The organism is Lysobacter sp. cf310, from assembly GCF_900114355.1.
Taxonomy (GTDB): domain Bacteria; phylum Pseudomonadota; class Gammaproteobacteria; order Xanthomonadales; family Xanthomonadaceae; genus Lysobacter.
Window position 1 is genome coordinate 1 of record NZ_FOSS01000001.1, and the last position, 19103, is coordinate 19103.

Annotated in this window: 11 protein-coding genes; 1 reads left to right on the plus strand and 10 read right to left on the minus strand. The window is 68.5% G+C overall.

The window, feature by feature from the left end:
• Window positions 1-913, plus strand: a 913-nt coding sequence (locus tag BMZ45_RS00005) for an ankyrin repeat domain-containing protein (RefSeq protein ID WP_217643127.1), incomplete at its 5' end; no start/stop codon positions are given.
• 40 nt (window positions 914-953) lie between these two features.
• Here the strand turns inward: BMZ45_RS00005 and radA are convergent.
• The 10 genes from radA to BMZ45_RS00055 form a co-directional block, all read right to left on the minus strand.
• On the minus strand, window positions 954-2363 hold the full coding sequence (gene radA, locus BMZ45_RS00010; protein WP_091631166.1) for a DNA repair protein RadA: 1410 nt from the start codon (window positions 2361-2363) through the stop codon (window positions 954-956).
• A gap of 157 nt (window positions 2364-2520) precedes the next feature.
• Window positions 2521-2808: a hypothetical protein gene (locus tag BMZ45_RS00015; protein WP_091631168.1), complete on the minus strand. Its 288-nt coding sequence runs from the start codon at window positions 2806-2808 to the stop codon at window positions 2521-2523.
• A gap of 178 nt (window positions 2809-2986) precedes the next feature.
• On the minus strand, window positions 2987-3292 hold the full coding sequence (locus BMZ45_RS00020; protein ID WP_091631170.1) for a hypothetical protein: 306 nt from the start codon (window positions 3290-3292) through the stop codon (window positions 2987-2989).
• Between the two features lie 268 nt (window positions 3293-3560).
• Window positions 3561-3974, minus strand: coding sequence for a hypothetical protein (locus tag BMZ45_RS21775; protein WP_254776489.1), 414 nt, complete (start codon window positions 3972-3974; stop codon window positions 3561-3563).
• A gap of 127 nt (window positions 3975-4101) precedes the next feature.
• Window positions 4102-4317, minus strand: coding sequence for a hypothetical protein (locus BMZ45_RS00030; RefSeq protein ID WP_091631173.1), 216 nt, complete (start codon window positions 4315-4317; stop codon window positions 4102-4104).
• 17 nt (window positions 4318-4334) lie between these two features.
• Entirely contained in the window at window positions 4335-5099 is a 765-nt protein-coding gene (locus BMZ45_RS00035; RefSeq protein WP_139215335.1) for a hypothetical protein, read from the minus strand.
• A gap of 22 nt (window positions 5100-5121) precedes the next feature.
• Window positions 5122-16383 carry a putative Ig domain-containing protein gene (locus tag BMZ45_RS00040; protein ID WP_091631177.1) on the minus strand — a complete coding sequence of 3754 codons (11262 nt, stop codon included), beginning with the start codon at window positions 16381-16383 and terminating at the stop codon, window positions 5122-5124.
• A 533-nt stretch (window positions 16384-16916) separates the two neighbouring features.
• Window positions 16917-18038: a DUF6973 domain-containing protein gene (locus BMZ45_RS00045; protein WP_091631179.1), complete on the minus strand. Its 1122-nt coding sequence runs from the start codon at window positions 18036-18038 to the stop codon at window positions 16917-16919.
• A gap of 69 nt (window positions 18039-18107) precedes the next feature.
• Entirely contained in the window at window positions 18108-18497 is a 390-nt protein-coding gene (locus tag BMZ45_RS00050; protein WP_139215336.1) for a hypothetical protein, read from the minus strand.
• 270 nt (window positions 18498-18767) lie between these two features.
• Window positions 18768-19085 carry a hypothetical protein gene (locus BMZ45_RS00055; protein ID WP_091631182.1) on the minus strand — a complete coding sequence of 106 codons (318 nt, stop codon included), beginning with the start codon at window positions 19083-19085 and terminating at the stop codon, window positions 18768-18770.
• Window positions 19086-19103 lie beyond the last annotated feature (18 nt).

Consider the following 19103-nt stretch of genomic DNA (forward strand, 5'->3'; position numbering starts at 1 on the left):
CGCATGCTGGGCGATGCCCCCCTCGGGCGGCGACCGGTTGCCCTGGGACCCGGGCGACTACTTCGAGGGCCCGGCCCTGCAATTGGCGGTCGCCAGCGACCGTCGCAAGGCCGAGCAGATCCGCTGGATGATCCACGAAAAAGGCATCAATCCCGATCATTTATTCGACAAGGGCGACATGCCGCTGGTGGCCTGGCCGGTGTTCAATGAGAACCCCGAAGGCCTGCGCCTGCTGCTGGAGAACGGCGCCGACCCGAATGCGCGCAAGCACGAGCCGGAACGCAAGCGAGGGCAGTACCGTAACAATGCGATGGTGCTGGCCGCGCGCAGCAAGAACCCGATTTATCTCAAGCTGCTGCTAGACCACGGCGGCGATCCCAATACGCTCAGCTCGAACAACGAGTCACTGCTGCACGTGGCGTATCTGCGCGGGCAATGGCAGAACGTGCAGTTATTGGTCGAGCGCGGTGCGCGCATCAATGAGCCTTTATTCGCGAAATCCGAAAGTTACGAGGGCCACGACACCGTACTCAATTGGTACGCGAGCCTGGGCAATTTCGACAAAGCCTATTGGCTCTTGCAGCACGGCGCCGACCCAGCGCGCAAGATGTGGTTGCCACCGGACTTCGATGACAAGAGCCAGGGCGAGCGCATGCCCATCCTCGAATCCATCTTCTGGCTGCCAGTGAAACCGCACATGGTCGAATGGCAACGTAAGTGCCAGATGGTCGCCCTGGCCCGCGGCTTGAAACCGCCGCCGATGCCCGACGGCATCAAGTTCAGCCGCAAAGGCCTGGGCCTGCCGACCGAGGAAAAGGACATCCCGCTGCCGACGCTGGAGGAAGCCAAGCGCGCGCAGGCCTCGGAGCCGAAGCCGCCGGTCGCCGCGCAGCCCGCCACGCCGGTCCGCTAACGCGACCGAAGGCCCCGCCCACGTCGGCCAACCGCGGACCTCAATCCGCCGACGCCTCCAGCGCATCGGCCAGACGCTCCACCGCCACCACCGTCATCTCGCCGACCTTCCCGCTCTTGGGCGCGTTGGCCTTGGGCACGATCGCGCGCTTGAAGCCGTGGGTCGCGGCCTCCTTCAATCGCTCCTCGCCGTTGGGCACCGGCCGGATCTCGCCGGACAGGCCGACCTCGCCGAAGGCCACGGTCTGCTCGGCCAGCGGACGGTCGCGCAGCGAGGACAGCACCGCCAGCAGCACCGGCAGGTCCGCCGCGGTCTCCTGCACGCGAATGCCGCCGACCACGTTGACGAACACGTCCTGGTCGCCGACCCCGACCCCGCCGTGGCGATGCAGCACCGCCAGCAGCATGGCCAGACGGTTCTGCTCCATGCCCACCGCGATCCGGCGCGGGTTGGACAGCGGCGAGGAATCGACCAGCGCCTGCACCTCGACCAGCAGCGGCCGGGTGCCCTCGCGAGTGACCATCACGCAGCTGCCCGGCTGCGGCGTGCGGCTGCCGGACAGGAAGATCGCCGACGGGTTGGGCACCTCGCGCAGGCCCTTGTCGCCCATCGCGAACACGCCCAGTTCGTTGACCGCGCCGAAGCGGTTCTTGAACGCGCGCAGCACCCGGAAGCGGCTGCCGCTCTCGCCCTCGAAGTACAGCACCGCGTCGACCATGTGTTCGAGCACGCGCGGACCGGCGATGCCGCCCTCCTTGGTGACGTGGCCGACCAGGAACACGGCGGTGCCGGTTTCCTTGGCATAGCGCACCAGACGCGCCGCGCTCTCGCGGACCTGGCTGACCGAGCCCGGCGCGGCGCTGAGCTGCTCGGTCCACAGGGTCTGCACCGAGTCGGCCACGATCAGCGCCGGCTTCATGCGCGCGGCGTGTTCGAGGATGCGCTCCACCCCGGTCTCGGCCAGCGCGTGCACGCCGTCCAGCGGCAGGCCCAGGCGCGCGCCGCGCCCGGCGACCTGGGCCAGGGATTCTTCGCCGGTCACGTACAGGCCCGGCAGGGTCTGGGCCATGCGCACGATCGCCTGCAGCAGCAGGGTCGATTTGCCGATGCCCGGGTCGCCGCCCACCAGCACCACCGCGCCGTGGACCAGGCCGCCGCCGAGCACGCGGTCGAACTCGCCGATGCCGGTGCTGACCCGCGACTCCTCGCCGTGCTGGACGTCCTTGAGGGCGGTGACCGCGGGCGCGTCGGCGCGCCCGGCCCAGCTGCTGCGCCGTGTCGCGGCGACCCCGCCGCCCTTGGCCGCGGGCTCGACCACGAACTCGCTGAGGGTGTTCCAGGCCCCGCACTCGCCGCACTGGCCCTGCCACTTGGTGTGGTCGGCGCCGCATTCGGAACAGACGTAGGCGGTGCGCGCCTTGGCGGCGGGCTTGCTGGCGGGTTTGGACATGGGGATCGCTGGCGGAAACTGACCGGCACTGTACCGGGAGCCGGTCGCAAGGCGCGAGACCGCAAGCGCCGAACGCCTCGTAGGCGAATGCCGCCCGCCGGCGTAGGCCTAGGCCTACCGCCCTAGCCCTCTAGCTGAACGCGGTGGCCGCGATGGCTCAGGCCGCCAGCGGCCGGTGGTGCTCCGGATACAACGCCGGCAGCCAGCGCTGCGGCGTGGCCAGCAGACCGGGCACGTCGGCGCGCGGCACGATGCCGTAGCCGCGCGCATCGATATCGGCGGCGATGCCGCGCCAGTCCAGGCGCGGTGCCGCCATGCTGCTCTCGATGGTCCAGCCGAAGCGCAAGGCGCCCAGCGCGAACATCTCGTCCAGCGGCAGCGGCCGCCCGGCGGGCGCGACCACATAGCCCTCGTCGTCGCCGACCACGAACACATCCACACGCATCGATCGTCTCCTCGCCTGCCGCACCGGTCGACCGCGTCGCCCGATGGCGCGCCATGGTGGCGAGCGCGCAAGAAAAATTTCGTGAAAGAAAGATGGCCGAACGGTGAAACTAGCGTTAGCGCTCAGGCCGGGCTAAGCACCGTTGCTTATGCGCTCATGCGATCGGGTCGCCAGGCGTCTAAGCCGCCTCGAAGCGATTCAGCATGCGCCGCACCACCAGCGCCAGGGTGCGGCGCGACATCTCCATCGCCGCCAGATAGTCGCTCGGACGCTCTTGTCCCATCGCGTGTTTGGCCGCGTTCACGGTGTCCAGCACCAGCACCGTGCCGTCGCTGCCGAGCATGTCGTTGAGGGTGCGCCGATGCGCGTCGAGACGGCGCTCGATCTCGTAGTCCAAGCCGCGCCCCGCTCGCGCGCCCACGCGCGCGAGCGTCGCATCCAGGCGCTGGAGTTCGTCTTCGATCTGCGCGGAGCTGTAGTGCATGGACGGCGGTTCCTGGGAGGGCGCGTCGGCGACGACGGGCGAGGAGCCTAGGCGGCGCGCGTCTCACCGGATGACACTGCAACGGCGGCGCGCACTTAGGCGTTCGCGGATGTGACCGGCGTAGCGCGCGCGGGTTCCGCACCGCGATACGGTGCGGTTCAGATCTGCGTCACCATCCGACGCGATCGCAGTGGTTCGCGCACGTGGCATCGCCGAGCGCGGCGGCCCGGGTACGCCCTGCCGGTCCCGGGCCCCAGTCCCTGCGCGCTCAGCCTCCGCGGTTGCGCAGCAGCTCGGAGTACTTGGCGATGCTCTGATCGATCTTGTCGATGGCGAAGCCCGCCGACTCGGCTTCCATCGCGCCGGCCGCCGCGGCGACGGCGGCGGCCGCGCTCATGAACAGGTCCGTGGCCAGAATGCCCAGCGCATCTTCCGCGGCGTTGTTCGGCGCCTGATCGGTCAGTTCCTGGGTCATCTGCTTCAGCAATACCGCCTGGCTGGCCAGGGCGAGCTTGGAGATGCCGTCGAAGTAAGCGGCCGCCGAATGCGCGACCAGGTCGGCGGCGTCGGGCGACACTCGACGCAGGGAGGCGATCGCCTCCATCGCGGTGGAGGCAGAGTCCTGTGTCCGTGCCTGGATGTCCGCGTCGATAATCGGTGCGGGAGTGATCTTGTCGTCCATGATCGGTTCCTGGAGTTGGCTTGGAATGGAAAGCTGAGCGCGGAAAGCGACCGCGCGGCTTGCGACGCCGGCCGCGCACCTGCACGGTTCAAGCATAGCGAATCGGCCAGGAGCGACGCGCGCGCCGCTAACCGAAGGGCTTGCGTGCCGCCTTGGGACGGTGCGACTGCTTGCCCAATTCGGTCAGGCGCTCAGGCGAACCCTGGCCGTTGAGTTCGTCCAACACCGCCTGCGGATAGTCGGCGAACACGTTACCCCACCAGCGTTTCAGGCTGTTGTCCCAGACGCGCCAGCCGTCGCCCGGGACGGCCCGGCCTACATAGCGTCGTTTACGGGCTCCCATGATCGGCTACGCCCCGCCTACTTCCACCAGACCTCGCGCATCGGCATCGCATCGGCACAGGTGCCGCGAAGCCGGTCCTGCGCGTACGGCGGCAGTTGATCGGAACGCCCCAGGTCCAAGTAGTGAAGCTGGCGCATCAGCTCGGCGAAAGACGTCGCTCGAAACGTGCCGGCCCACCCCAGCAAAGCGGCTTCCATCTCCCCGTCGCGGGTGCGGACCTGCGGGAACAGCACGATCTGCTCGTACAGGCTATCGCCGTACTTGCCTACCACGAGGGCGTCTTGCAGGTAGCGCGAACGCGTCGTGGCGCTGTCCTGATCGATGCCGTAGACGAAATACTGGCCATCGTCGGCATGCAGCGGCTGGGCTTGCGCGAGCGCCAACCCCTCCGGGTCGAGACGCGCGACCGTGTCGACCGCGCCCAGTGATAGAAAGCCGGCGCCGTGCGCGATCGTCCGCCAGTCCGCCTGCGGCCGCTGCGCACGAATGAAGTCCAGATAGGACCGCGGCAACGCGACGCCGAGCGCGCGCTGGCGCTCCTCGATGGTCCGCTCCAGCGCACCGTCATCCGGCGCCAACGCGACCGTCGCGACCAGCGGCTCCGGGCCTGCGCTGCGCGCCTGTCCGACCTCGCGCGACCAGCAATCCAGGAACCGGCGCCAATCGGCCGGCGTACCTGCGTATCCGGAAACCCGTTGATCCAAGGTCATGGCGTGCTCGCTCTGGCTCGGCGTATCCGGCGGCGTTCGGGAGCAGCCTGCCAGGATCAGCAGGGCTGCCACCAGAAGCCGCCGGTGCATCAGCTTAGCGCGAGCAGACATAGCCGGTGACGGGCAGGCCGCGCACCGCCACCACCTTGTACTTGCGGCTGGGCGTGTTGGCCGGGATACCGCAGCGCGCATGGAACCAGCGCAGATGCGAGCCGACGCTGCGGTTCTGCGATTCGTTGACGCTGCGCAACGACACGTCGTTGGCCGCGCCGCCTTCGCGACTGGCCGCCCAGGGATACTCGTCGCAATCCGTGCCGGCGCCACCGGCGCAGGCGCGACCCGGCCCTTTGTTCAAACGCAGCCAGGCGCGGCTATGCGGGGGTTCCTGTCGCGACAGCATCGACGGCTTGCCCTCGCTGAGCGCGTCGCCGACATGCTCGCGCACCTCCGAACTGTCGTCGCCCACCAGGAACATGGCGAACTGCGGCTTGCACTTGTTCTGGCCGGATTTCGCGGAGTTGATGCACTCCTCCAGTTTGGTGCGGATCAGCACGTCGGTCAGCACGTAGGTACCGGTCACGGCGGCGACCGAATACAACGTCACCTTGGCGATCAGTCCCGCGGTGACCAGCGACGGCACAGCGGTAACGGACAGCTGCGCCTGGATCTGCAGCCCCATGGTCATACCGCCCAGGTCGCTGAAATAGCCGCTCGGATCCACGTAATAGGCCGGGTTCGCGTTGGCGTACAGGTACTTGTGCAGGCTCACCGGATCGCTGCCGTCGCCGGCGTAGGCGTCCATCTGGGTGAAACGCCCGTTGGCCGGATTCATGTAACGCGCTCGCAGGTAGTAGAAGCCCAGGTTGGGATCGAGCTGCTCGCCGGCGAACAGGAACGCGTTGTCGCTGGAGCCGGTATGCGACTCGGTCTCGCCGAAGGCCTCGAACCAGTAACGGTCCGCCGCCGCACCGGCCGAAGTGGTGAGCAGGCGCGTGCTGCCCAGCCCGTCGCCGTGCAGATAGACGGTCTGAGCGCCGTCGCTGCGGCCGATGCGATCGTCGCCTATCAGGTACAGCACCGCGCGCGAGCCAGTGTGCTCTTCGATGACCTGATCGTTGCGCGCGGTCGGATCGACCACGTAGCGCGTGGTCACGCCGTTGACGGTCTGGCCCTGGCGGATGCCGGCCGGATCGTAACGGTAGGACATCGCGCCGGTGGGCGTGACCGCATCGACCAGACGATCGCCGCCGTCGTAGCTGTACACGCTCAGCCCGGCGACGTCGCTGCGCTCGATCAAGCTGCCGTTGGCGTCGTAGCGGTACTGCACCGACCCGCCGCCGCCGACATCCTCGCGTTCCAGGCGATCGTTGGCATCGTAGGTATAGGCCGTGCTGGCGGTGACGCCGGCCTTGGTCCGCACCTGGGTAAGGCGATTGCCGACCGCGTCGTAGGTCCAGTCGGTGGTGCGGTTGCCGCGCGTGCTGTCGACCACCTGCTCGCGTTTGAGCCGCTTGAGCGCATCGTACTGATAGGTCACGGTGCGCGTCGAACCCACGCTGCTTTCCACCGCCTGGGTACGCAGGCCGGTGTTGTCCACCGTGTAGGTGAAGCCCAACAGGACCGCGTTGGCCGCGGAACGATGCGTGAGGGTCTTCAGGCGGTTGCGTACGTCGTAGGTGTAGTCGGCGCGGTTGCCGTTGGGCAACTGCAGCAGGCTGCGGCTGCCGACCTCGTTGTACCCGTACGTGGTGGTGGCGCCGCCGCGAACGACGGTGGCCAGGCGGTTCAGCTCATCGTAGCTGTAGGCGATGTCCTGATTCGCGGTGGTCATCCGCAGGCGGTTGCCCATCAGATCGTATTGATAGGCGATGGTCACGCCGTCGGCTTGCACGACCGAGTTCAGGCGGTCGCCCGCATCGTAGCCGTAGGTCGCGGTACCGGCCGCGTCGGCGCGGGTGGCGATCTGCCCGGTCGCGGTGTAGGTGGTGACCGCACCGGAGCCGTCGGCATGCCGCACCTCGAGCTCGCGATTCATCGAGTCGTATCGGAACTGACGCTGGGCGCCGTTGAAATCGACGTGGCCGATGCGATTGCCGTTGCCGTCGTACGTCCAGGTTTCGACCTGCCCTCCGGGCAAGGTCCGCGCGACCGGTCGGCCGGCGTCGTCGTAGGCCCATTGCGTGACGCGCCCCAATGCGTCGGTCTGCGCGATCTTGTTGCCGAGTTCGTCGTAGCCGAACGTGGTCCGGCTACCCGCGGCATCCACCACCGCCGACAGTTGCCCGGTCGGCGTGTACTCGAAGGCGGTGACGCGGCCCATTTCGTCGGTCGTGCTGGCTTTCCGACCCTGGGCGTCGTAGCCGACACGGCTACGCGGGTTGTCGGTGTCGGCGGTCGTCGTGTCGGGGTGGATGGTCTCGACCAGCCGGCCCATCGGGTCGTAGACGAACTTGGTCGTGCGCGCCAGCGCGTCCTTGACGCTGGCCTTGGTGCCATTGACGTTGTAGGCGGTCGTCGTCGACCGCCCCAGCGCGTCGGTCACCACGGTCTGGCGTCCGGCATCGTCGTAGGCGATGGTGGTGACGTTGCCGCGCGCATCCTCGCGCCGAACCTCGCGTCCGGCCTTGTCGTAACCGACGCGATTGACCGCACCATCGGGCAAATGGGTCTCGATCAGACGGCCCGCGGCGTCGTACACCATGGTCGTGGTGCGCCCGGCGCGATCGATGGTGGCGATCACGCGGCTCTCCGCGTCGTAGACCGAGCGGTCGCGGGTGCCGTCCGGATGGCGCGTTTCGACCAGCTGGCCGAACGCGTCGTAATCCATCTCGGTACGGTTGCCGTTGGCGTCTATTTCCGCCGACGGCTTGTCGATCGCGTTGTACTCCCAGCGCGATACCTGGCCGGCCGCATCGGTGGTGGACGTACGATTGCCCTTGGCGTCGTAGGTATGCCGGGTGACCAGCGAACGCGTGCTGCCGTCCGCCGCCGTGCGCGTGCGCGTCTCGGTCAAGACGTGGCCCGCATCGTCGTAGGTGTACACGATGACCGAGCCCAGCGCATTGGTCTCGCGCGTCTTGTTGCCGCGACTGTCGTAGGCGTACGACGTGGTCGTCCCGTCCGGCAAGCGCACGCTGGCCAGATCGCCGCTGGTGGCGTAGCCATACTCGGTCTTGAGGCCCAACGCGTTGGTGGCCGACGTCAACTGACCATTACGGCTGTTGTAGACGTTGTTCGCCATCGTGGCGCCGCTGGCATCGGTCTGGGTCAGGACCTGGCCGCGGCTGTCGTAGGTCCAGCGCGTGGTCTGATTCAGCGGATTGGTTTCGCTGATCTTGTTGCCGGCGGCGTCGTACTCCCAACGCCAGACCTCGCCCTCGCCGTTCTCGCGGCTGAGCTCGTTGCCATACACGTCGTAGCCGTGCTTGGTGACCTCGCCCAGCGCATTGACCTCCTGGGTCACGCGGCCGTTCTCATCGTAGGCGTAGGTCGTGGACTGGCCCAGGCGGTTCTTCACCACCTGGGTGCGGCCCACCAGATCGACGGTGTACTCGATCCGCCTGCCTTCCGCGTCGATATGCGCGATCAGGCGCCCGTTCTCGTCGTACTCGCTACGCGAGGCGCGGATGCCGCGCGGATCGATGATGTCCTGCAGGTAGTGCGGGAAACGGCCCTCCAGATAGCCGTAACGGGTGACGCCGCCGCGCTGATCCACCGACGCGCTCAGATTGCCCGCGAAGTCGTAGGTGTAGTCGATGAAGTTGCCGTCCGGCAGGCGGATGGTGGAGATGCGGCCGGCGCTGTCGCGGATGAACTGCACGCCCACGCCGCTGGAATGCACAATGCCGTCGCGCGTGTAGGTCAGGGTATTGCCGTCCAGGTCGGTGACCCGGCGGATGCCGACGCCCTGGCGCAGGTCGTAGCGCATGCCCTCCTTGGTGGTCAGGGCGTAGTCGTTCGGGTCCGCCGGACCGATCTCGCCCAGATCGATCAGTTGGTTGCCCGCCAGCCTCACGTTGCCCAGGGTGGTCTGCTCCAGCTTGGAGGTCGTCCCCGGCAGCGCCTCGAACACGATCTGCACGTCGACGTTGGGCACGATGTACTGGCACTCCGGCATCGCCTTGGCGCGGAACTTCTCCAGCTTGCCGTCCGGCAGCGCGACGGTGACGATCGGATCCCCCTGCGGCTGCACGCACCAGTTGCTGAAGAAGCCCGATCGGTACTCGTTCAAGCTCCAACCCAGGCCGATCGTGCGCGATTCATGCACGCGCACGTTCTGGTAGTCGACGCTCCAGCCATAGCCGAAATCGAGCTTCTCGTGGCTGCGGCGGGTGTCGTAGGTGCGCGTGACGGTGATCGGAATGCCCATCACCGGGATCGACACGTCGGGGAAGCTCAGGCTGAAGTGGCCCAGCTTCATCTCGCCGTCGATCACGATGCTGCTGAACGCCTTGGACTGATGGCCGGCGCTGTCCCAGGCTTCCAGCACGACCACATACTGGCCGTTGAGCAGGCGCGTGGGGTCGAGTTGCCCCAGTGCGCCCGACACCGCGGTGGTGCCGCTGGCCAGCTGCTGCGCATGGCTGCCGTCGCGGTCGACCAGGAACAGCTTCCATCCCGCCAGATCGGCGTCCTGCACCGAACCGGTGACGGTCGTCGGCGCGGTGACCACGGCGTCGTCCGCAGGCGCGGTCAGGGTCAGGGTCGGCCCCTCGCTGCTGTTGGCGTCCAGGACCGTGAACTCGCCGCTGACCTCGACCGTGTCGGTGCCATCGCTGACGATCGCGACCAGGGCATGACGCCCGATCAGGGTGGTCTGCACCAGCGCGCGCAGGTTCGCGTCCACCGGCACGAAAGCGCCGTCCATGCGCAGTTCCACGCTCACCTGCGAACCGGCATTGACCGGCAGGACCTGCACGGTCACCACCTCGTTCGGGCCGACCTGCGGCGGCTGCACATCGAGGGTCGCGCTGAAGGGCAGCCCCTCGACCACGTGCAGCAACCAGGCCTGCTCGGTCCACAGCGCGCCGTCGCTGACGCGCAGGCGCACCGGGAAGTCGCCGGTCTGGCTGGGCTGCCAGTCGATGCGGCCGGTCTGGGCGTCGATCGTCATGCCGGCTGGCGCCTGGGTGAGGCTGTAAGCCAGCAGATCGCCGTCCGGGTCCAGGGTCAGCACGTCGTAGCGGTAGGCGCGCCCCAGCTTGGCCGAGGTCGCCGGCGCGCTGTGGATCACGGGCGCGCCGTTGCCGCCGCCGCTGCTCTGTTCGACCACTTCCAGGGTGAAGGTTTGCCAAGCCACGCCGCCACGGCCGTCGGCCACTTGCACCTTCAACGCGTGCTGCCCGATCTGGTTCAGCGCCGGCGTCCACTCGATGCGGCCGGTATCGGCCGCCATGACCATGCCACGCGGGTACTCGAGCAAGCTGTAGCTCAGGCTATCGCCATCGACGTCCTCGGCAGCGACGTCGTAGACGTACGCCTGGCCGACGATCGCGCGCGGGTTGGGCGTGCTGACGATCTGCGGCGCGTGGTTGACCGGATCGTTGACGTACACCGTAAAGGTTTGGCGCGCCCAGCCGCCGCGGTCGTCGCGTACTTCCAGCTCGAACTCGGCCGCGCCGGCCTGGGCCGCGCTCGGCGTCCAACGCACGGTCGAATCCGGGCCGATCGCGGCGCCCGCCGGCAGGCGGTTCCAGACGTAGCTCAAGGGATCGCCGTCCGGATCGACGGCGGCCGCGGCGTACTCGTAGGCCTGGCCCAGCGTCATCGATAAGCCGGGCGTACTGGTGATGGACGGGGCGCGGTTGGGCGTGGCGTAGACCTTGATCGCGTAGGCCTGTTCCGCTCGCGCGTTGCGCTCGTCGGTCGCCACCACCTTGACCGCGACCGGCGTGGCCGGGGCGGTGCTGGGCTGCCACAACACGGTGCCGGTGCGCGCGTCGATCTGCATGCCCGCCGGCGCGCCTTCCAGCGAGTAACGGATGCGCTGACCCTCCGGGTCGGTGGCGCGCACGTCATAGCGGTAGACCTGGTCCACCGTTGCGGCGGTGACTGCGGTCGAGACGATGGTCGGGGCCCGATTGGGTTCGGTCGAGACCGACACGTCGACGGTCCAGGATTGCTGGGTGGCGATGCCGTTGAGGCTGCGTGCGGCCAGCACGAAGGTATAGCGACCCACCTGGCCCCAGCGCGGGATCCACGTCACCTCACCGGTGCGCGGATTGACGATCGCACCTTCCGGAGCGCTGCTCAACTCGTAGGTCACCGCGTCGCCCAGGTGCGGCGAAGTCGCCGCGGCCTGATAGCGGTAGGCCTGATGCTCGATCGCGTTGCGCGGCGCGGTGCTGGTGATGCTGGGCGCGAGCATGCGCTCGCTCACCGCGATCACCCACAGCAAGCGGGCCTGCAGCCCGCCATGGTCGGCCACGCTGATCGACGCCATGCGGCCGGACGCCATGTTGTTGCCGAGCTCGCACTCGTTCTCGTCGGCGGCAGCAAGGATCACCGCGGTGACCTCCTCGTTGCCGACCGCCTCGATCGTGGTCGCCAACTGCGCGGCCACGCTCTGCCCCGGCGCGACGGCGGGCACGGTCGCCTTGCCGATCAGGCTTCCGCTGTCGACGCCGCCTCGATAGAACGCGACCTCCAGCGGGCGGCTGGCGGCGGTGCCGCGGTTGCCGACATCCGCGGTCAGGGTGATGCCCGCACCGTTCTGCACGCCGTACGGCGCGGAGACGCGCAGGTCGGAGCGGAACGCGGTGGCCTGGCTCACCGCCTGGCGCTGGCCCTGCACGTACAGCGCCGCCGGCGGACGCGACACGTCGGCAGGGGTCGGTCGCAGGTCGCTACGGACCTGGTCCAAGGCGAAGGCGCTCTGATGCAGCACGCGCGAACCCGCATGCCAAGGCAGCGAAGTCGAGGCGTAGGCACGCAACGCATTGCTCTCGCTGACCAGCAGCGTGGCGTTGCCGTCGCCGTCCAGGTCCACCAGGGTCGGCGTGTGCGAATGATGGTCGCTCATGCCGGTGAAGCGCCACAGCACCGCACCCGTACGACCGGCCACGACCTGCACATAGCCGGGATTGGTGGTGAAGATCTCGAGCTCGCCGTCGCGGTCGATGTCGGCCGCCATCGCGGCGCGCGAATTGTTCGCGCTCCAGTTGGTTGCGCCGCTGATGTCCCACAGGGTCTCGCCGCCGGCGCTGGAATGCAGGCGACCGGAAGCCGCCACGAAGACGTCCTCGCTGCCGTCGCCGGTGAAGTCGGCGACCAGCAGCGGCCCCGCGACCGAGACCTGCGAGGTCCGCAGCCACACGTTGTTGCCGTCGGCGTCCACCAGGCTCAGGCGATAGCCACGGCTGGTGGACTCGCTGATCGCGATATGCGCTCGCGCGCTGCCGGCCACGCGCACCGGCGCGTAGTAGGCGAAATTGACGGTGCCGTCCAGGGCGCTGGGCAGCTTCTTGCGCAGCGCGCCGTTGGCGTCGCGGATCTCGCCGCGGTACAGCACTTCGCGGCGGCCGTCCTGATCCAGGTCGATCGCCAGGGCCTGGCCCCGGCTGTCGGCGCTGGCCGGGAACTGCCACTTGAGCGTGCCGCCGGCGCCGAACACCGACGGACCGATCAGGATCTCCGCGCTGCCGTCGCCGTCCAGGTCGCTCACGCTGATCGCGTTGTAGTTGAGCGCGTTGGCGGCCACCGGCACGTTGCTGACCCAGCGCTGGCTGCCGTCGGGACGCAATGCGACCAGGTAGCGCTGGCTGTCGACGAACAGGATCGAGACGTTGCCCTGCCCTTCCAGGTCGGCCATCGCCGGCTGGATGTACCAATCCGGCGTGCGCTGGTTGTAGCTCCACAGCGTCTCGCCGGTGTCGGCGTCGAACGCGTGCAGACGACGATTGCCGACGGTGGTGTCGGTCCAGCTGATCGCCACCACCGCGGTCAGGTCGGCGGACGTCAGCTGGCCGTCCATGTCGGTGTCGAGGATCGGACCCACCAACGGCTGGGTCGGGAACCGCACCTTGGCGTTGGCCCAACGCGAACCGGGCGCGAATTCGCCCACCGCCGGATCGCGCGCCAGGCAGAACGGATTGGCCGCGGCCATGGCGGCCGGATAGCGCGAGTTCACCGAGGCGGCGGGCCAGCTCAGGCGTCCGCTCAGGCCGTCGACGTCCGCGCCCGGCGGCAGGGTCGTGCCCTGCCACGCGAACTGCTCCAGCACGTTGACGTCGCTGACGGTCGGCGAGTACGAGTAGGCCGAACCCAGCGTGGCCTGCAGCGCCGGCGCATTGGTGATGCGCGGCGCCTGATTGGGCAGATCGCCCAACAGGGTGTAGACCTGCAGATCGTAGTTGCCGTGCTGGTCGCGCACGCGCAACACCACGCGCTCGCTCTTGCCGGCGAACGCGGCGGGCACCTGCCACTGCACCGCGCCTGTGGCCGCGTCGATGCTCAGACCGGCCGGTCCCATGAAGACGTCGTAGCGCAGCTCGGAGGACGGCGCCGCGGTGACCTGCGTCGCATAGGCGTAGAGCGTGCCTTGCACGGCGCGGCGCTCGGGTTCGGAGACGAAGCGAGGCGGCAGGATCGCGGCGTCGACACCGAGCGTATAGCGCTGCCGCACCTCGGCGCCGGCCAGATCGCGCACCACCAGCTCCACCGTATGCGTACCGGCCTGCGAAGCATCCGGCACGAAGGTGAGCTCACCGGTCAGGCGATTGATCGCCATGCCGATCGGCGCGACCGCCAGCGTGTAGGACATCGCGTCGCCGCGGTCGGGGTCGGCCACGGTCGGCGCGTAGACATAGCGCCGGCCGACGCCGGTGGTCGTCACCGGCGTGGAGGTGATGGCCGGCGCCTGATTCTGATCCAGCACCTGCACCGAGAAACTCTGCTCGGCATACAGGCCGGCGCGGTCGGTCACGCGTGCGCGCACCCAGGCCACGTCCAGCGCATTGTTGTCGCTGGCGCATTCGGCGACCTGGGTGGGCACCAGAATGCGCGCGCTCAGACGACTGGGCTCGGTGCCGGCCTGCACCCACCACGGAACGGTCAGGTGCGAGAGCGCACCGGCCGCCAGATCGGGCACGGCCTCGACCGACACCAGTTGGTCGTCGGCGAAGATCTGCACGGCGACCGCGTCGCCCACCGGCGCCAGGCCGCGGTTGCCGATGTCCAGCTCGATGGTGGCGCCGTTGGAGCTCAGCCCGTGCACGTAGACGTCGGGCAGATTGCGGGTGGGCAGCTGCTGCAGGATTTCCTGCACCTTGATCTTCAGCAGCGCGTTGGTGAACGACTGCGCCACTCGGCCGCCGTCGCGCAGGACTTCGATGTCCCAGGCCGCGCCGCCGGTCTCCAGCGCCATGTTGACGTAGTCGGCGATGGTCGTGCCGTCGCCGCCGTAGGCGCTGGCGTTCGCGCAGGTTTGGAAGCCGCCGCGTCCGTCGGCCTTGTAGCCGACCTTGTGCTGGCCCAAGCCCAGCGCCGCGCTGCCGTCGCCGCACTTGAAGCGGGCGTTGACCACCGCGTTGAGCACGGCCTTCTGCGCGCGCATCTCGCCCAGCAAGGACGCGTAGGTGATCGACGCGTCTGTGTTGTCGCGGTCTTCGTCGGTGACCAGGATGATGTTGCGGGCGGTCGTTTCGCGCAGCGGGTACTGGAAGATGGCGTGACGCACCGCGCGCCAACCGTCCTCGGTGCCGCTGCCGCGCAGCGCCAACTGCGCGCTCGCGGTGATGAACTGGCGGTAGTCGCCGGTCAGGGTGGTGCCGACGTTGATCGGCAGCGGTACCGGATCGTAGGCCAGCAGGCCGTAGCGATTGGGCACGGCACCGTCGCCGACACCGTTGGTGGTCAGGTGGGCCTCCAGCGGCGCGGCGAAGTCGGCGATCCAGTCGTGTTCGCCCGACATCGAGCCGGACTCGTCCACCACCACCACCACGTCGGCGGCCGCGGCCAGGCTGGAGGTGCGCTCGCCGCCGGCCATGCACATCGCGTTCGGCAGGCGGTTGTTGCCGGCCCAGCCGGCGCCATTCCAGGCGATATCGCCGGTATCGGACGCAATGGTCATGCCATCCGGGCGCTTGAGCAGTTGGTACCGCAGCAGATCGCCGAGGTCCGGATCCTGCGCGCGCAGCGGGTAGAGATACCCTTCCAGTTCCGGCGCGTCGTGCACCGGCGAGGTCACGATCAGCGGCGGACGGTTGCTGCGCTCCACCACCACCACGAAGGACTGCGCATCGCTGGCGCCGGCGCGGTCGGTGACGGCCACGGTCACCGGATGCTCGCCGGCCTGGTCGACGCCGGGCGACCACTCGATCAGACCCGTGGCCGGATCGATGCGCATGCCGTCCGGCGCGTTCACCAGCGAATAGGTCAGCACGTCGCCGACGTCGATGTCTTCGGCGGTGACCGGATAGCGGTAGGGCGTATTGTCCAGCGCCCGCAGCGGCGGCACGCTGGTGATATGCGGCGGGTCGTTGACCGGCGTCACCTCGATCGCGACCGTGGCCACGTTGGAGTCGAACTCGCCGTCGTTGCTGCGGAAGGTCAGGCGGTCCGGGCCGTTGTAGTTGGGCGACGGGGTATAGACCAGATCCGGCGCGCTGCCGGTGAGCGTGCCGTGCTGCGGCTGTTCCAGCACTTCGTAGGTCAGGCTGTCGGACTGGGTGTCGCTGGCGGTCAGCCTGAGCGTCAGCGCGGTGTCTTCCGGCGTCGACAGGTTCTGGTCCTGCGCGACCGGCGGCTGGTTGTAGCAGCGCTGGTAGCCGCGGAACTCGAAGCTCAGCCAACCGTGGCCGGTGAGCTGATAGTCGCGCAAGCGGATCACCGCGAACTGCTGGACGCGGTAGTCGTAGCGGTTGCCCTGCCCGCGCGTCTGCGAGTACGCGGGCACGACGATGTCGCGTCCGACCAGGGCGGCCATGTTCTTTCGCACCTGCGCGGCATTCATCGAGCCGGGAGCGCCTTGCGCCCAGTCGCCGATATCCAGTCGCTGGTCCTGAGCGTCGTCGGGATTGCGGTAGGTGTCGCTGTCGCCCGGCGGCACCAGGCTGGCGGCCAGAGTCGGCGCGCTGGGGTGGCCGCTCCAGGTGAGCCAGCTGTAGTTGCCGGCCCCGGTACCACGCGGCATGCGTTCGAACACGGTGCCGGGCGTCGCGTCCTGCAGCAGGGAGGCCGGGACCGCGATCGGATAGATCGCGCAGAAGTTGGCGTCCGGCGTAGACGCACCGAAGGCTTCGATCAGCCGTTGCTGGGCACCCGACGCGAGCACCGCGCCTGCCACCACCACCGCGCCCAGGAATCCCCAGGCGAACGTACGCAAACTACGGCCGCTACGACCGTTTTCCCTGTTCATACCGCGCTCCCCAGAGCATAGCCATCCAAGCAGTCATCGCCATCCGTGGCCCGATCAGGGGACCTGGCAGAACGCTGCCAACACTTGCCTACACCCTCCCGGCGACCGTCGACGAGAGGGCATTACGATTTCGCGAAAGGGCGAGCCATCGGCGCGCTCACCCTCTCTGCAACAACCCGAGGGAACGTCGCGCGTCTGCCGCCGAACCTGTCGGCGACGAATGCTGCTTGCAGTCCGAGTGCCAGCCCGGCCCAAACGCGTGCCGGCCCGGCAAGACATCCCACGATCCCCCATAACAGCGTAGCGCATCGGACATTACGAACAGAAGCGTGCGCGTCCGCTCCGGTCGGCCTCAACACCGTTACGGACGCCTAGGAGCGGGAAAGCGACGACAAGCCGCTGCCCCGCCAAGCGCACTCAGGTGCCGGAAATAGGAATCGAAGCTGGCTTATCACCCGATCGCCCTGCCTGGACGAAGCCCGCCCGAGCGGCGGGCTTGCCGATGCGGGCCGGCGCCTACCGCGCTGCGCCGCCTAGCCCATCGCCTTGCGATGCTCGGGCTGCTCGGCCGTCTGCGCAGCCGCCAGCTGGGTCTGGGCCTGCGGGTTGGCCTGAGCATGCACCGCGACGCTCGCGGCGTCCTGCTCGCGCACCCCGCGCGCCTGGTTCTCGCTGACCATCGCGTAGTTCGGGCCGGTCGGACCCTTGCTGCCGTCGAACACGAACAGGTTGCGGTCCGGCTGGCCGTTGGCGTCGACCACGGCGTTGCCGGGCTGGATGCCGGTCACCGTGTCGAAACCTTTGAGCTTCGCGCCCGCGTACAAGTTGGCCGCCACCTGATCGTCGGCCATGCCGTGCGTGCGCATCGCCGCGACCACCTGCCCGTACATCGGGTCCTCGCGCATGCGCGCGACGTTCGGATCCAGCGCGGCCAGCGCGGTGCGCTCGCCGGGCGTCGCCTCGGGCGAATTCAGGCTGACCCGGCTGTCGGTGGACACCGCGCCCGGCGTCGGCAGCTTGGGGCCGATCACGTCGTCCGGCGACAGGCCGTGCTGGCCCACGCGCACGCGGTCGCTCCATTCCATGTTGCCGCCGCTGTTCATCACCACCAGCTTGCCCTGATCCAGCTGCTGCCCGATCAAGTTGGCCAGTTCCTGCGGCGTCGCATTGCGATTGGCCGCACCGATCTGGTTGCCGATGGAGTTGTTGTACAGGTCCATCGCCTCGCGGTTGGCCCAGTTGCCGGGCAGGCCCTCGTGCGCGGTGGTGAAGGCCTTGCCCCAGTCCGGGCCGTACTCCTGCGCCAGTCGCGCGCTCCAGTACGCATGCCGGAAGGCATCGCGATGGCCGTCGTTGCCCTGCCATTCGCGCGCGCGATCGGCGGGGACGCCGGCCGGCACCGGATTGTCGGGGAAGCGCCGCTCGCCCTCGGCGAAAGCTTCGCGGGCGATGTCGCGGAACCCGCTCAGGCCGACCAGCCCGCGATCGCGGGTCAGGCGATCGAGCAAGGCGCCCTCGGTCTTGGTCATCTCGCGCCCGTCGGTGAACGGGATATCGATCGCGCCGAACGCGCGCGGACGGTAGGTGATGACCTCGTCGTCGGCGACCTGGTAGTTGGTCCGGATGTCGTTGAGGTTGGGACGTGGATCCGACATCGCGCTCTCCTTTTCGCTTGCCTTCGTTCGTTGCCGCGCGACGCTGACAGCGGTCGGCGGCAGCTCGCCTTATCTGCGCGCCCAGCGGCGCGATGCGACGCGCCCGTCCTGGTAGCGGATCTCGTAATACTCTTCGTCGATGCCGGCGTCGGAGACGCCCAACTCGTAGATGTCGACGCCGGTCGCGGTGTTGCTGGCGTCGGGGTCGCCCAACACCATGATCACTTCGTCGCGCGTCATGCCGTCGGTGATCGCCTTCGCCAGCGCGGGCACCATCGAGCCGCGTCGGTTGTCCAACGGCTTCGCGCCGCGTTGCGATTTCCAGGCAGCCGAATCGAAGGTCGCAGTCTCGTGCATGGCGCAGGCCGTCAGTAGGAGGGGGATCAACAGAACGCTTACCCGCACGCGCTGCAGCGCGCGCCGGGCCGTAGCCCCAAAGATGATCGATTGCTTGCGCATGAACCGTCCCTGGAGATGATTGGCGTCCGGACGGCAAGAGCCTAGCATGGCGGTACTAGGCCGTCGTGAAAGCGGAAAACCTGCACGTTTACCGCGATTTCGACGCCAATCCTGGGTTGCGACCGCATCCGCGGCATGGGCATGGCTTGACCCGGCATCGAACCAGGACCGTCGCATGAAGCCCTGTCTGCTTGCCCTTTTCCCGGTCGGGTTTTGCGCCGCCTCCGGCCGCCAGGCCGTCGGCTAGGCTCGGATGCCCCGCGGTCGACGCTAGGTGCGTTCGCGCCTAAGGCAGTAGCGCAGATCGCGCACCAGGGTGAACACCATCGCCAGCGCCAACAACAGGTGCAAGGCTCCGATCACCACCGTGCCCCAAGGGGCAGCCCATACGTCCACCAGCGCCGCCGCGCCCCAGAAGCCCAGCGGGAACAATGGCAGCACCGGCACCACGCTGACCCCGCCCCGCTGTTCCTTGGCGACGCCCTCACGGGCTTCCTTGGCGCGCAACTCGGCGACGGCCGCGAACGCCCAAAGCGACCAGACCGCGAACAGCAGCACCGGTAGCCACCAGTAAGGGATCGTGATCATAAGGCCGGCGCCATCGCG